Origin of the sequence: Clostridium sp. AF36-4 (assembly GCF_003435975.1) — a bacterium.
GTDB lineage: Bacteria > Bacillota > Clostridia > Lachnospirales > Lachnospiraceae > Eubacterium_F.
In genome coordinates this window covers 1-14,088 of record NZ_QTVH01000038.1, presented here as the reverse complement: position 1 = coordinate 14,088, position 14,088 = coordinate 1, and the positions used below count along the sequence as shown (strand labels likewise).

At 40.8% G+C, this 14,088-nt stretch carries 10 protein-coding genes; 6 read left to right on the top strand and 4 right to left on the bottom strand.

Going from position 1 to position 14,088, the window contains the following annotated elements; translation table 11 throughout:
• Positions 1-697, bottom strand: a 697-nt coding sequence (locus DW005_RS12870) for a LacI family DNA-binding transcriptional regulator (RefSeq protein WP_147324444.1), incomplete at its 3' end; no start/stop codon positions are given.
• Positions 698-890: 193 nt separating this feature from the next.
• Here DW005_RS12870 and DW005_RS12865 point away from each other — a divergent pair.
• The 5 genes from DW005_RS12865 (at position 891) to DW005_RS12845 (ending at position 7,007) form a co-directional block, all read left to right on the top strand.
• Positions 891-1,889 (top strand): aliphatic sulfonate ABC transporter substrate-binding protein, encoded by a 999-nt coding sequence (locus tag DW005_RS12865; protein WP_242989478.1) that lies wholly within the window; start codon positions 891-893, stop codon positions 1,887-1,889.
• A complete protein-coding gene (locus DW005_RS12860) occupies positions 1,889-2,650 on the top strand; it encodes an ABC transporter ATP-binding protein (RefSeq protein WP_117480020.1) in 762 nt (253 codons plus the stop codon). Before DW005_RS12865 ends, DW005_RS12860 begins: the two co-directional genes overlap by 1 nt.
• A gap of 2 nt (positions 2,651-2,652) precedes the next feature.
• The gene (locus DW005_RS12855) at positions 2,653-3,411 is read left to right on the top strand and encodes an ABC transporter permease (protein WP_117480018.1); all 759 of its coding nucleotides are present in this window, start codon (positions 2,653-2,655) and stop codon (positions 3,409-3,411) included.
• A 75-nt stretch (positions 3,412-3,486) separates the two neighbouring features.
• Positions 3,487-4,272 (top strand): class B sortase, encoded by a 786-nt coding sequence (gene srtB / locus DW005_RS12850; RefSeq protein ID WP_181975053.1) that lies wholly within the window; start codon positions 3,487-3,489, stop codon positions 4,270-4,272.
• Positions 4,269-7,007 carry a PAS domain-containing protein gene (locus DW005_RS12845; RefSeq protein WP_117480014.1) on the top strand — a complete coding sequence of 913 codons (2,739 nt, stop codon included), beginning with the start codon at positions 4,269-4,271 and terminating at the stop codon, positions 7,005-7,007. The genes srtB and DW005_RS12845 overlap by 4 nt, the downstream gene beginning before the upstream one ends.
• Here the strand turns inward: DW005_RS12845 and DW005_RS12840 are convergent.
• Positions 6,998-8,902 carry a diguanylate cyclase gene (locus DW005_RS12840; protein ID WP_117480012.1) on the bottom strand — a complete coding sequence of 635 codons (1,905 nt, stop codon included), beginning with the start codon at positions 8,900-8,902 and terminating at the stop codon, positions 6,998-7,000. The two genes, DW005_RS12845 and DW005_RS12840, sit on opposite strands and share 10 nt — an antisense overlap.
• Positions 8,903-8,914: 12 nt before the next feature.
• Entirely contained in the window at positions 8,915-9,676 is a 762-nt protein-coding gene (locus tag DW005_RS12835) for a hypothetical protein (RefSeq protein ID WP_117480010.1), read from the bottom strand.
• A gap of 273 nt (positions 9,677-9,949) precedes the next feature.
• Between DW005_RS12835 and DW005_RS12830 the strand changes: the two genes are divergently transcribed.
• Entirely contained in the window at positions 9,950-11,713 is a 1,764-nt protein-coding gene (locus DW005_RS12830; protein ID WP_117480008.1) for an ammonium transporter, read from the top strand.
• 30 nt (positions 11,714-11,743) lie between these two features.
• On the opposite strand, the gene DW005_RS12825 is transcribed toward DW005_RS12830, so the two are convergent.
• On the bottom strand, positions 11,744-13,966 hold the full coding sequence (locus DW005_RS12825) for a glycoside hydrolase family 95 protein (RefSeq protein ID WP_117480006.1): 2,223 nt from the start codon (positions 13,964-13,966) through the stop codon (positions 11,744-11,746).
• Positions 13,967-14,088: the final 122 nt, after the last annotated feature.

Genomic DNA, 14,088 nt, shown 5'->3' with positions numbered 1-14,088 from the left:
TTAATACGAGAAAAATCCACGACATTTGTCGTGGACTTTGTCTACAGTCTGAATCGCCGATATAGGCGATTTTTTTGTGACCTAGGGTAATAAGTCGTTCCACAGCCATCTTTGCAGCTGCCTCTCCGCTGCAGATTACTTCGTCATAGAAGTAGTTGCTTGGGTTTCGATCAATTCCGACAACATAGGCATATCTTTTTTTTAATGCAGGGATAAGTTCAGGTGAGCATTTTCCAAGAATAATGAGCCCTGTGTTTTCTTTCCGTGTAATAAAGGCGGGACAATGATTTGTTTTTTCGTGAAGTAGATGTTCTGTGGTTTTGTAAGGGACAATACCTGGTGTTGAATTTGATTCGAGCTTCATAATATCAGCAGTGCTGAGAATATTACCAAGCAGGCATCGGTTTTTCTGTATTACATTCTGGAGAAATTGAAATAATTCATAAAAAAAAGGGTCTATATCTAGTGAATCAAAACGTGTAAGAAATAAATCAATGGTAAGGGAAGTGGCTAGTTGAGGTTTTCCTTTGCGAAGTTCACGAGCAGCTGAGTTAGGCAGATAATTAAGTCTGCCTGCAATTTCCCATATTCGTTTTGCAAGTTCCGGGTCATGACAGATGTGCTCTGGGTCATTAAGAACACGAGAAACAGTGGCTGGTGATGTATTAGCAAATTCAGCAATTTTTTTTATTGACATAGTGTCTCCTTTCCTTTTGAATAATTTGAAACCGTTTTCATATATAACGATTTGTTTCGTTGTAAATATATGGAATCATAGCCAAAAATCATGGCAAAAAAATAACGAAAACGATTTCAAATAAGGGAGTTTTTTGTCAAGATAAAAAAATATACACTATTTAATATAAAAAAACAAAAGGAGAATGTGGAACATGAAAAAAATTAAAAAAATGATATTAGCTGGAATTGCGTTGTCGACACTTTTTGCAATTAGCGGATGCGGTACTAGTAAGGATGAGGTAAATTCAATTAAGGTGGGATATTTTAATAATGTGACGCATGCGCAGGCACTTTTGATGAAGTCAGAAAAAAGCATTGAGAATGCTTTTGGAAAGAATGTTAATGTAAAGTGGACGGCTTTTAATGCTGGACCGGCAGAGGTAGAAGCTTTGTTTGCTGGTGATATTGATATTGGCTATGTTGGACCTGTACCTGCAATTAGTGCAAATGTTAAATCAAATGGTGATATAAAGATTCTATCTGGCGCTGCAAAGGGTGGAGCTGTTTTAATTCGGCGTGAGGGGTCAAAGATATCCAGTGTCAAAGATCTTGCCGGAAAAACGGTTGCAATCCCACAGATTGGTAATACGCAGCATTTAAGTTTATTAAAACTTTTGGAGGACTCGGATTTGAAACCTGTTACGGAGGGGGGGAATGTGACTATTAGTGCTGTTGCCAATGCGGATGTTGCGAATGTGATGGCACGGGGAGACGTTGATGCTGCGCTGGTTCCAGAACCGTGGGGGGCAACACTTTTACAGCAGGGAGCCAAGATGGTTCTTGATTATGATGAGATTTATCTGAAAGGCCAATATGATGTTGCTGTTGTGGTAGTTCGTAAAGAGTTTATGGAAAATAACCCGGATATGGTTGAGAAATTTTTAAGGGAACACAAAACTGCAACTCAAAAGATTCATGAGAAACCACAACAAGTGCAAGGAAAGATAAATGACGAGTTGAAAAAAACAACGGGAAAGGCTCTTGCTGACAACATTATTTCGGAATCTTTCGAGCGTATTTTGTTTCAGACAGATTATAGCAAAGAAGCTATTTTGGGGCTTGCAAATATTAGTAAGAAACAAGGATTTATTAAAGAACTGCCAGATGATAATTTGTTATATGCCGTCGAAAAAGAGGGAGGGAAAAGGTAATGTCTTTTGTTTTTGAAAACGTGTCAAAACAATTTGTGAATCAGGATGAGTCGACGCTGCAACACATTAATTTGGAGATACAGACCGGGGAGTTTGTCTGCATCGTTGGAAAATCCGGATGTGGAAAAAGTACGTTGTTAAATCTTGCAGCTGGTCTTTTGACTCCATCTTCCGGAAGAATTCTGATGGATGGGAAGGAAGTAAATGGTCCGGGAGCAGAGAGAACCGTTATGTTTCAGGAACACGCTTTGTACCCGTGGCTTACAGTGAGAGAAAATGTAGAATTTGGCATGAAATTATCGGGAGTATCAAAAGAAACACGTTTGGAAAAATCGAATTACTATTTGAAAATGGTACACCTTCAAGGGTACGAGGATTATCGAGTCCATGAGATTTCCGGTGGAATGCGCCAGCGCGTGGCTTTGGCGCGCGCACTTGTTATTGATTCTGAGATTCTTTTGATGGATGAACCTTTTTCTGCTTTGGATAAGCAGACTTCAAATTGTCTGCGTGAAGAATTGCAACGGATTTGGATAGAAACGAAAAAAACGATATTATTTATTACTCATAGTGCAGAAGAGGCAGTGTACTTGGCAGATCGAGTTGTGGTTTTGAAACCGGAAGGTGGAACGGTGTCAGATATTCTGCCTATTTCCTTGAATCGGCCACGTCATGTTTATGCTCCGGCGTTTGTTGAACAGAGGCATAAGATTCTTGATGCTGTGCAGGGAGTGTCAAATAGAAAAAAAGAGGAGATGTAATTATGGGAATGATATTATTTTTTTTGCTTTTACTTTTATTATGGCAGGGAACGTACTGGATAGGTGTTGATGTGTTTGACATTTTTAAATCCTATTCGGTGCCGTCTCCACTTGGTGTGGGCAAGTGTTTTTTTGAACTTATGCAGGATGGAAGTCTTTTGCAGGCAACATTAAATTCGCTGTTTCGTGGATTTATCGGTTATGCAATCGCTGTTCTTATTGGTGTGATGCTGGGGGTGTCTCTCTACCATTTTAAATATTTGCAAAAAAACATGAAGCCAATTATTCTCGGTATACAGACACTGCCCAGTGTATGCTGGGTGCCATTTTCGATACTTTGGTTTGGCCTTTCAACACAAGCAATTCTGTTTGTTGTTGTGATGGGGTCAGCATTTGGTATTGCAATTTCTGTCGATAATGCAATCAAGAATATTTCTACTATTTACACAAGGGCAGCACTTACAATGGGAGCGGGCAGACGCCAAATGTATCGTTATGTGTTGTTTCCGGCTTGTTTGCCAGAGATGATTGCAGGGCTTAAGCAGGGATGGTCTTTTGCGTGGCGTGCATTGATGGCCGGAGAGGTTATGACAACTTCAATTGGTCTTGGACAGACGCTTATCATGGGACGTGATCTTGCAGATATTAATCAGGTTATGCTTGTTATGCTTGTAATTGTAGTGGTTGGAATTGTAATTGACAAATGTATTTTTTCTGTTATCGAAAGACATGTTCTTGTAAAGAGAGGATTGCAGAAATAGGATTGAATAGGTAGTGGTCTCTATGGTACAATGGAAAAAAAGTTACAGATTAGTTACATAAAGGAGACTATGACTATGAAGAAAAAAAGAATTTTTTCGTTAATTCTTTTGATTATGTTGATAATTATTTTTTTAGCCAGTGGGGGATATTTATTTCATTATTTCTGGATGGCGAAACAAACAGAAAACGAATTATCACAATTGCAGCAGATTAGGCAGGAGGCTTTTTCGGACACCGAAGAAGAAACAGAAGTGAAATCCGAAACCGGACGGTCGATTCAAAAGGGATACCGTAAGCTTTATAAGAAAAATTCAGATTTAATCGGCTGGGTAACGGTGAAAAATACAAAAATTGATTATCCGGTTATGCAGACGAAAAAAGATTCGGAATATTATTTACATCGCAATTTTGAGAAAAAATCCGATGTGAACGGACTACCGTTTTTAGATGCTAAGTGTGACATTGATGAGTTAAAAGGAAATTTGATGGTTTACGGTCATCACATGAAAAGCGGTTTGATGTTTGCGCATTTGGAGGATTTTGAAAAGGCAGATTTTTATAAAAAACATAAAACGATTGAGTTTGATACGCTTTATGAGAAGCGGCAGTATGAGGTTGTAGCAGTATTTCGCTCGAAAGTGTATAAAGAAAATGAGGATGTGTTTAAGTATTACCGGTATGTAGGAAAACTGTCAAAAAAACAGTATGAAACCTATGTGAAAAATTGTAAGAAATTATCAATTTACAAAGATGGGGCAACGCCGGCTTACGGAGAGCAGCTTCTGACTTTGGTAACTTGCGCTTATCATACGGAAAACGGGCGGTTTGTAGTTGTGGCGAGAAAGAAGGAGAATGTATGACAAAGGAAATGTGGCAGTTAGCCAGAATGCATGAACTCAAAGACTTTGGGGAAAGACTTTCGCATTATGAAAATGATGAAATGCTCATTGATGAGGTGGATGAGGGATTCTGTAATATGATGGGTTATACGCAGTCGGAACTTATGATACGCAGCTGTGGTAAAGTGGGAGATTTGATTTATCCACCGGATTATGAGGAAATTCGTTATCAGATTCGAAAAAATCTGAAACAGAGCGGCAGTTACACGTGCCGTTACCGCATGAGAAAGAAAGACGGTTCGCTTATCTGGGTGTGGGAAAACGGACGCTATGAAAAAGATGATACCGGAAGAAAAAATATCCGTTCTTTAGTCGTTGATGTTTCACGCGAAGAAAAAACGATGAGGGAAAGAGACACGACCTATGATAACATTCCGGGTGGTGTGATGACCGTTCTTGTTACCGATACGAATTTCTACATTATGGAGGCAAATCACCAGTATTTTACAATGGTGGGAACAACGAGGGAGCAGTACCTTGGCAGTTCCGGTATTTATACGTATCCGCAGGATTTGCCGGGGCTTCGCAGCCACATCATTGAGCAGGCAAGAAAACAGGAACCGCTTGATTACGATTTTCGTACCAGGCATCCTCGTTATCAGGATACAAGATGGTACCGGATGGTCGGCAGATATTATCAGGAAAGCGAAGAGGGATGCGAGTATTTATGTACGCTTTTGGATGTCACGGAACAGAAACGTACGATGTACCGCTTAGAGCGGGAAAAAGAGCGTTATATGATTGCTTCGGGGATTAATGCCCACTTTCTGTTTGAATACGATGTAAAGGAAAAACAGATGCAGTTTTATGAAGATTCCGAACATATGACATTTTCTTTATGCGTGGAAAAACAGTGTAAGGGAACGCTGAATGAAATTATGTATGATTCCGGTCTTTTGTACCCGGAGGATAAGGGTGTTTTTGACTTTTTATATACGGATGAAATTTCGGCATCCTCACAGATTCGTTTTTTAACAAAGGAGAATTCTACCGGCAAAGAGAGTTATCAGTGGTATGAATTTGCAGTCACGAAAGTATTGGAAAAGGGTCAGGTTGTTCGCCTGGTTGGCAGTATGAAAAATATTGAGGAACAGAAAAAACAGGAGGAAGAGCGGCTCGAATTACAGAATATTTATCAAAAACAGGCAGATAAAATTTATGAAATCGTAATCAAAGTTTCTCTGCGTGACCACACAATGAAGGGATATTTTACCGGAGAGGAAGCTTTTGAAGACATTTACCCGTTTGCTATGTTTGAAGATTTTGTGGAAAAAACGGCAACCCATTACGTGCACCCGGAGGATAAGGCGCGTTTTTATACGGTATTTGATTTGGATAACATGAAAGACGTGCTGGAGTCAAGTTCGATTGAGGAAGTTTTATTTTTCCGCATTAATAAACCGGGTGGGGATTATCGATACAAATGTTTCCGCTACAGCTATCTGGGAAGTGACACGGATACAATTATTGTTGAAGCACAGGATATGCATGAATTGAGACTGATTCAGTTAAAAGAGGAAGAATCAAACCGCAGATTGATGGCGACAGCGTTAAAAGAAGCAAAGGATATGGTGGAGATGAGAAGAAATTTTCTGGCTATTTTAACAAGAGAAGTAATGGCGCCGGTTCAATATGTAAGCGCGGAACTTTATAAGCAGGAGAATCTGCAAGAGCGAATTGGAGAAATCCGGACGGCCGCTGAGTATGTACTCGAAGTTATTGAGAGTATGTCAGAATACGAAATAATTGAACAGGGGAAAATGGTGATTGAAAACAATTCTTTCTCTCTGGCAAAACTTGTAAATGGAGTGGTTACTGACTGGAAAGAGAGAATGAACCGGGCAAAACTAACGCTAGAGGCAAACTTTGATTTGGATGGAGAACTGTGTTTTGGAGATCAAAAGCGTATTCTCGAAATTTTTAACCACATTCTTGGAAACTGCCTGCTAAATTCAGAGGAATCTTCTACTGTGCGTGTATTCGGAACAGTGGAAAAAAGAGGGGACGACCAGTTTTTATTATCTGTTATGTTTGAGGACTGGGGACTGCCAATTGATGAGTCTTCATTTGGCAGAAACTATCTTTTGGATCATGTAAACACCAGAATGGACTGGAAGCGAAAAGAGGGTATTTACTGTACAACATTCTCATTGGTGGTTGCCAGACGCTTATCGGAATTTCTCGGTGGAAGATTGGAATTAAGCCGTCGAGGAGGAAATGTGAATGTGATGAAATTGGAACTTCCGTTAAAGAAGAGCTGGAAAGATAAGATTACGCAGTTAGAGCTAAAACCGGAACTTTTCCCAAATGATGTATCATTGAAAGGCTATAAAATTCTGGTTATTGAGTCGCAGAATGAGGAATCTGATATGATGGGGGTACGGTTTCGTGTCTGTGGAGCACAGGTGGATGTTGCTTATTCTGCAAAAGAAGGGTTGGAATTATGGGAGAGTTATGTGGCAGAGCCATTTGATGTTGTTGTGGTGGATGGATATTCATTAGCAATTGATTATGAAGATTTTGCACTGGAATTTCGCAGCCGTGAACGGGCAAAAAAAGTTCCTTTGTTTGTATTGGTGGATGAAATCCACCAAAAAAGCATTGAATCCAGTATACAAATAGGAATCAATGCTTTTTTGGAGAAACCACTACAGATGAAGCGCTTTTTACAACTTTTAGAATCTTTTTACCGCTGACTTAGGTTACCATACTTTTCCTTACGTTTTCGCTTGTTTTGATAGAGTAAATCGTCGCTGGCTTTCATGTACTGCTCTCGCGATATGGAAAGTGACGGGTCGGAGATGGTATATCCGAAACTGGCGTTGACGCAGTATGGAAGGCTGCTGTCAGCGTTAAAATCTTTTAAGTACTGTAAGAAGTTTTCGGTATACTGTTTTGCCTTCTCTTCGCTGTAGTCATAACCGAATACAGCGAATTCATCGCCACCGATGCGGGCACAGATTTCACACCCGGAGCAGGCTTGACGCATTGCATCGGCAATTGTCTGAAGTGCTAAATCTCCATGAGAATGTCCATAAACATCGTTAATGTATTTCAGGTTATCCATGTCGATACTCAGTGTCATCGTCTTTATGTTGTGTTTCTTTGCTTCTGCAAATTCTTCTTCCGAGAACTGCTCAAAACCGCGGCGGTTATATAATTTTGTAAGAAAATCTTCGTGGTAGAGCATATTTAATTTTTCCAATAGTGCCTGATTTTTTGCACGAATTCGCGAGTTTTCCAATGTATTTCCGATAAGGGAAAGCCAGGAGTGAAATAATGTATCTTGTGCTTCCTCACCGTTTGAGGTTGCTGCTACATAGCCAAAATTATACTCCAAATAATGAATCGGGAAGAAAAATACTGCCATTGGTTCCTCGCGGATAGCTTCCGGCGGCAGTAATTTTTTCGTCTCAAAACTTGAGGTGGCAATTGGATTTAAATCTCTTAAACTGTAAATCGAATGGGAGCGTTTTGCAAAACCGGGTGCTTTTTTCTTTACCTGTGGATAGGCACCATTGCCGTGGATGCCAAGACACAGGTAGAAATCGCGGGTAATGCCGGGGGCATCCTCTAATCGGAGATAATCACCGATATCCTCTGCGGATGTTATATTTTCCAGCGAAATGGAAACGAATGTATTATGCGCATTTTGGTTAATCAGCTGTTCCATTAATTCCACTTCATACATACGGGAAAGACTTAAATCTTTCATCGTGGAGGATTCACAGCCGCAGGAGTTGCGGATGATGATTTTTGTAGGAACAAACGTGCAGGCAGGAGCTTCTTTCCCATTTAATAAGGTATCAATCGTTTCCATTGCTTTTTTTGCCATATCAGAGACTGAGACATAACAGGTGGTTAGCGGTGGTACATTTGCACGCGCATCCCGTACATCATCAAAACCTGAAATGGCGATATCCTGTGGCACTGAATAACCCTGTAATGTAAGTTCTTTACAAAGAGAGAGTGCCATGTAGTCGTTGGCGCAGACAATTGCCTGAGGGCGGTTTGTTAAATTCATAAAGTGGTTTGCTGCATCAGCGGCACAATTTTTCCAAAAGTCACCTTCGAAAATGTATTCTTCCGGACAGTCAAGTCCTAACTCAGCCATTGCCTCTTTATATTTTTCTAAGCGGAAAATTGCATCCGGATGGTTGTATGGTCCGGACATAAAGGCAATGCGGTCAAAGTGATGAACATCATGAAAGTGGCGTACAAAAGCAGGAATTGCATCTGTGTCTTCTGCTAATATGTTGTAACAGCCATTTACCTTTTTGCGTATGCTGATAATGGGTGCCTGACAGCGTTCTGTGACAAGTTTCCACAGTTCCTCGACAGCTTCATTGCTGTTAAATGTGTCATGGCAGACAATTAGGGCGTCGAGCTGTTCATACGGAATCAGATGGAGAATGTTATATTCACCTGCTGCATTTTTTGTATCGCTGCCGTAGATGGTAAAAGCAGAGAAAGTAAGCAGATTGTAGCCGCGCTTAGAAGCGGTTTTTGATAACGTATGTACCAACTGCTGCTGATAGTAGCCGGTTATATCAAATAAAATAATACCGATGGTTTTTCGTCCGTTTAACATAAGTCCTCCAATCTACGCTGTTTGTTTTAATTCATCCGAATAAAGGTAATGAATGAGTTGTTTGACATAATTTTTTCCTTCATCGGTTGCGTTCGTAATTACATAAAGAACAGGTTCTTCTGTAATTGGTGTTCTGCCGGTGAAAAGTGTCCGGTATTTTTTACAGTCTTTCAAAGAAATACCAATCACTTTATCAGCCTCATTTTTTTTGGTGACAAGATAAGGTTTTAAGGCCTTTTTTTCTTTTTCGCTTAAAAAATCATTGAGATTCATAATAAATCCATTTTTTAAGTAAATATTTTCTACATCTTCATAAGAAGCAATCATACAGTCTAATGAATTTGCCACCAGACGGCTGCTGATTTCCGATAAATCGCTGCCCGTGTCGGCTCCCATCTCTCTGGCAACATCCGAGCGGGTATAATACATATAAAAAGAAGCACGGTTCTTTTTATAATCCATCTTCATAGAGTCGGTAAATCGGTCACTGAATTCTGTCAGGGTGCTGTCGGTAATCGACTCATTCAGAATCGCACACCGCATATAAATATGAGACTTGTTGATAAAATCAACCCATACGATGTAAAAAACAACACCGGCTACAGCAAGTATAACGAGCAGTTTGGGAAGATAATAAGTTTTGAAAAAGTCCCGTTTTTGCTTTCCTGTCATATTCTTTATACGTTCTTTGTCCGATAAATCATCCTGTCTTTTCTGGTAAATGGATGCCTCTTCGGTCAAAGATGTCTTTTTTCCTTTGGTATTTAAAGCCATTTATAATCAGCCTTTCTTATTTTGATAGACATAATCAATTATAGCACAGAAATGTGTGCAAGAAAAGGATTGTTGTTTAATTATTGAAAAAAGTTGCATTTTTACGAATGGTATTTGTTGGAAATGCACAAAATGTAAAAAAGGTATTGACATTTAGAAAACCGCGTTTTATAATTGCAGACATAAATGACGAAGGCGTCAGAAACGAGAATTTGTTTCTGGCGCTTTTTCTATTGCAGGGGAATACGTCATGAAAGAAAAGGAGGAATTAGTATGGATGTAATGAAAGCAGTTGAATCGCTTCAGAGCGATTTGTGGGGCGTATGGTTTTTGATAGGCGCCGCACTGGTATTCTGGATGCAGGCAGGTTTTGCTATGGTAGAGGGTGGTTTTACCAGAGCCAAAAATGCCGGTAACATCATTATGAAAAACCTCATGGATTTCTGTATCGGAACTGTGATGTTTATGTTGATTGGTTTTTCACTGTTACTTGGTGAAGATTATCTTGGATTTATTGGCAAACCGGGATTTGACTTGTTTACGAACTTTGCAAATTTCAATTTTTCAACGTTTGTATTTAACCTTGTGTTCTGTGCAACAACGGCAACAATCGTTTCCGGAGCAATGGCAGAGAGAACTAAGTTCTTGTCCTATTGTGTATATTCAGCAGTGATTTCAGCATTGATTTATCCGATTGAAGCCCACTGGATTTGGGGCGGCGGCTGGTTAGCAAATCTTGGATTCCATGATTATGCCGGTTCTTGTGCTATTCATATGGTAGGTGGTATCTGTGCTTTAATTGGTGCCGCATTCTTAGGACCTCGTATTGGTAAGTTTAAGAAAGATAAGAGCGGTAAAGTGATAAAGGTAAATGCGATTCCTGGTCATAACTTAACAATTGGTGCACTTGGTGTATTCATCTTATGGCTTGGCTGGTATGGATTTAACGGTGCTGCTGCAACAGATTTGAAAACGCTTGGTTCAATTTTCCTGACAACAACAGTCGCACCTGCTGTGGCAACCGTTGTATGTATGATTTTTACATGGATTAAATATGGCAAACCGGATGTTTCGATGTGTTTGAATGCATCTCTTGCAGGCTTGGTAGCAATCACAGCTCCTTGTGATGTAACCGATGCACTCGGTGCAGCTATTATCGGTGCGGTGGCCGGTGTACTGGTTGTCTTTGGTGTATGGCTTTGTGACCATGTGCTTCGTGTGGATGACCCGGTTGGTGCGGTAGCCGTACATATGATGAATGGTATCTGGGGAACTTTCGCAGTTGGTTTGTTTGCTACTTCATCCGCACCGGGATTTAAAATAGCGGGAATTAAAGAAGGTTTGTTCTACGGTGGTGGATTTAACCAGTTAGGACTTCAGATTTTAGGTATTCTTACGGTTGGTGCATGGGCTGTTGTATTGATTACACTTACATTCCTTGCAATCCGTGCAACCATTGGTCTTCGTGTAAAACCGGAGGAAGAAATCGAAGGTCTGGATGCAACCGAACATGGTTTGCCAAGTGCTTACGCAGACTTTATGCCGGCTGGTAACCGCTTCTATGCTGCATCACCGGCAGGAGCAAAGACAACGATGGGCGATGTTCCGATGGAAGCCGCTGTACCGGTAGCAGAGGTTCCTGCTCCGACTCTCAAGAAGAAGAAAGAGGTAGCCGAAGGTGCAGTGAAGATGAGCAAGATTTCCATTATCTGCCGTCAGAGCAAGTTCGAAGATTTGAAGGAAGCACTGAATGCGATTGGCGTCAGTGGTATTACCGTAACTTCTGTATTAGGCTGTGGTACTCAGAAAGGTACAGCAGAGTATTATCGTGGTGTACCGGTTGAATTTACGTTGCTGCCGAAGACGAAAGTTGAGGTTGTCGTAAGTGCCGTGCCGGTAGAAAAAGTTGTAGATGCTGCTAAAGAGGCACTCTACACCGGTCACATTGGCGATGGTAAAATCTTCGTATACAATGTCGAAGAAGTTGTCAAAGTCAGAACCGGTGAGAGCGGGTTTGATGCTTTACAGGACGATTAATAAAAGTAAAACGATTACACTCCTAAATGATTAAAATGATACAGATAACGTCTCACCTTCTTGCAGGGTGAGGCGTTTTTCTTTGTCTTTGTAAGAAAGCGTGATGGAGGTATCAGACCCTGCGTGCAGGGTGACATCGGTGAGGACGCCTTTGTTCCAGCGAATGTCATAGCAGATATTTTCCCTGCCACAGATTCCTTCTACAAAACCATTCTGCCATGCACTTGGAAGTGCAGGAAGAAAAATCGTCTTATCTTCTCTTGACTGCAAGAGCATTTCTGCGATGGCAGCAATTGAGCCGAAATTACCATCAATTTGAAATGGTGGATGCGTGTCAAACAGATTTGGTAAAGTTGAGTTGGAAAAGAGGAGTAAAAGCTGTTTATAAGCATTTTCTCCATCCCATAATCTGGCATACATATTCATAATCCACGCACGGCCCCAGCCGGTGTGTCCGCCGCCTTTACTGAGACGCCTCTGCAACGTAATTTTGGCAGCATCACATAAATCCGGTGTGTTATCCGGCGTAATCTGGAAAGCCGGATGAAGTGCCCACAAATGTGAGATGTGGCGGTGCCCCGGTTCTGCTTCATCATAATCTTTCATCCATTCCATAATCTGACCGTGTTTTCCAATTTTTATTTTTGGTAGTTTTTTTGCCGTTTCTTTTGCTCTTTGGCAAAAATCGATATCGGTTTCTTGTAACAATGTGGAGGACTTTTCAAAATGGTCAAATAATTCGTGGAGAATTTCATTGTCCATCGTAACGCCGTAAGACAAGCGTCCTTGTGTGCCATCTTTCATGATATAAGTGTTTTCCGGTGACACAGAAGGGCAGGTTACCAATTCGCCATTAACTTCGATGAGAAAATCCATAAAAAAGGCAACACATTCTCGTAAAAATGGGTACATTTCTTTGAGAAAATCAAGGTCTTTTGTGTAACTGTAATAGTTCCAGATATGGGTAGCAAGCCATGCACCGCCCATAACCCAGTAAGTAGCAGGAATGTAGATGTCCTGCGGTGCTGTATCACCCCATAAATCGGTGTTGTGGTGGGCGACAAAACCACGGCAGTCATACATTTCTTTAGCGGTCTGTTTTCCGTTTTCCAACATGCGCAGCATATGTGTAAAAAGCGGTTTTTCGCAGTCGGCTAACCGGCAGGATAATGCCGGCCAGTAATTCATTTCTGTGTTGATATTAATGGTAAATTTGCTTCCCCATGGTGCACTTAAAGAATCATTCCAGATGCCCTGAAGATTTGCCGGAAGACAGTCGCCGCGGCTGGAACTAATTAACAGATATCTGCCAAAATCAAAGTACGTGTTAATGAGTCCGTTATCCGGGTGTTCCTTATCAATACGTGCAAGTCTTTCATCTGTTGGAAGGGCATCGAGAGATGAATCATAAGGAAGTGATAAATGCATGCGGTCAAAATATGAGCGGTATTCTTTGATATGTTTTTCTTTTAATCTCTCATATGGAATGAAAGCTGCTTTTTTTAATGATTCTTTTACTGCTTCTTCTGGATTTTTATGACGGAATGTAGTTGCCGCTGTCAGCAATACGGTAATGGAAGAGGAGTGTTCGGCTAACAAATGCTCGCCCATGCCTGTTTGTATGCCATCCGAAATGACAAAGCGCATACCGGCACAAAAAGTTTCATCCCCACCGCCGAGTCTGCCGGAAATTAACAGCGTGTCGTCTGTGTGGGTGGTTGCCTCATAAAAAGAGCCACGCTGTAAGGAGGCAGCCAAAGAAAGCCCATCCGGATTAGTACTCGTAAAATGGGCAGCAATGCAGTTTGTGTCGAAGTCGGCAAAAGTCTCAATTTCATAGGAAAAGCCAGTGTCTGCATCCGTGACTTTTGAGGTATGTATGGCGGTTGATAAATCGAGTGTCCGCTTAAAATCTTTTGTGTTTTTTCGTACACCGCAGAAATCAAAATAAACATCGCCCAGTGTCTGGTAACTGTGCTGGCTCTGTGGCGTGCCGGACAGGGCATATTTACAGAGATTTTCAGCCTCTGAAATTTTTTCATTTAAAATTAATTCGCGGATTTTTTCTAGATTTTTTCTGGCATCCGCATTATTGCGGTTTCGTTTTGTCCCAAACCAGACAGAATCTTCATTAAGCTGAAAATGTTCTTCATGTTCCTCTCCAAAAATCATGGCTCCAAGTTTTCCGTTTCCAATCGGAAGTGCCTTGTTCCAGTCTCCGTTTGCCGGTGTATAGTAAAACAGTTGACTCATCATATTGCTCCTTTTTTTCTTTTTTGTAACATTATACAATTGTCAAACGAATTTTTCTAGTGTATGATAAAACTTGAGTTTCCGCAGTTTTATACACAAGTGCGTCATTTTCCATATGCAGT

What these genes read in the sequence shown, in the direction of transcription:
- DW005_RS12865 (WP_242989478.1), top strand. Translation starts at nt 891, where the DNA reads ATGAAAAAAATTAAAAAAATGATATTAGCTGGAATTGCGTTGTCGACA.
- DW005_RS12860 (WP_117480020.1), top strand. Translation starts at nt 1,889, where the DNA reads ATGTCTTTTGTTTTTGAAAACGTGTCAAAACAATTTGTGAATCAGGAT.
- DW005_RS12855 (WP_117480018.1), top strand. Translation starts at nt 2,653, where the DNA reads ATGGGAATGATATTATTTTTTTTGCTTTTACTTTTATTATGGCAGGGA.
- srtB (WP_181975053.1), top strand. Translation starts at nt 3,487, where the DNA reads ATGAAGAAAAAAAGAATTTTTTCGTTAATTCTTTTGATTATGTTGATA.
- DW005_RS12845 (WP_117480014.1), top strand. Translation starts at nt 4,269, where the DNA reads ATGACAAAGGAAATGTGGCAGTTAGCCAGAATGCATGAACTCAAAGAC.
- DW005_RS12840 (WP_117480012.1), bottom strand. Translation starts at nt 8,902, where the DNA reads ATGTTAAACGGACGAAAAACCATCGGTATTATTTTATTTGATATAACC.
- DW005_RS12835 (WP_117480010.1), bottom strand. Translation starts at nt 9,676, where the DNA reads ATGGCTTTAAATACCAAAGGAAAAAAGACATCTTTGACCGAAGAGGCA.
- DW005_RS12830 (WP_117480008.1), top strand. Translation starts at nt 9,950, where the DNA reads ATGGATGTAATGAAAGCAGTTGAATCGCTTCAGAGCGATTTGTGGGGC.
- DW005_RS12825 (WP_117480006.1), bottom strand. Translation starts at nt 13,966, where the DNA reads ATGAGTCAACTGTTTTACTATACACCGGCAAACGGAGACTGGAACAAG.